At 30.9% G+C, this 795-nt stretch carries 1 protein-coding gene; it reads right to left on the minus strand.

Annotated elements, in window-relative coordinates:
- Positions 1-181: 181 nt before the first annotated feature.
- Positions 182-637, minus strand: coding sequence for a MarR family winged helix-turn-helix transcriptional regulator (locus KH893_RS11125; protein WP_281166186.1), 456 nt, complete (start codon positions 635-637; stop codon positions 182-184).
- Positions 638-795: the final 158 nt, after the last annotated feature.

Raw genomic sequence — 795 nt, forward strand, 5'->3', positions numbered from 1 at the left:
ATTCACTACTATATCAGCAACAATACAGGCCGCAATTTTATTTATTTAAAAAACAGTTTTTCTCGACAATTCGAAAAATTTAAAATTCTAAAAAGTGCAAAAAAATTTAAACTTATCCCGAAAAACAGTTTGGCCAAAAAAAGCGAAGGCATGATCACGCTGTTTAAATAGTTTCTTGCATTCAGGCCAAAATAGCTTCAAGAAAAGAAATAACTACTCGAATTTGCTCTTCATTGAATCGCTGAGTTTTTTGAAAAAAACTTTCTTTTATATGGTCGTGCAATTTGCGGTGAAAACCGACTAATTCTTGTCCTATTGGATTTAACTTCAAAAAGACAGTTTTTTTATTTTTATCATTTTGATATTTCTGAATAATTCCTTTCTTAGACATCATATTCACGCGACGAGAAACTCCACCCTGCGATAAACCAGTTCTGCTAACGACATCACTAATTGATAAATCCTGTTTCAACAGACTATCCAATATCTTAAGATCGTTATGGGTAAGCACAGAAATTGAAGCAATCAGTTCCTTAGAAAAACTGTTTTTTATCCAGTCTCCATATATACACATCGCATTGTTTCTGGACAATCTTTCTAAGAGACTAGCAATTTCCTGATATTGTTTATCATTCATTTAATAATGGCCTTTCTTTTAATTTTATATTACCAGTAATTAATTATTGACACCAGGCCTTCTCACATGTAGAATATATATTACCGGTAATCACTTACTGGTAATCTATATTTAGAAGAGAGTCTAAAAAATGAAAGCTTTAATGATAGATAATTTTG

The sequence above is a fragment of the Liquorilactobacillus sicerae genome (assembly GCF_029916425.1).
GTDB classification, from domain to species: domain Bacteria; phylum Bacillota; class Bacilli; order Lactobacillales; family Lactobacillaceae; genus Liquorilactobacillus; species Liquorilactobacillus sicerae.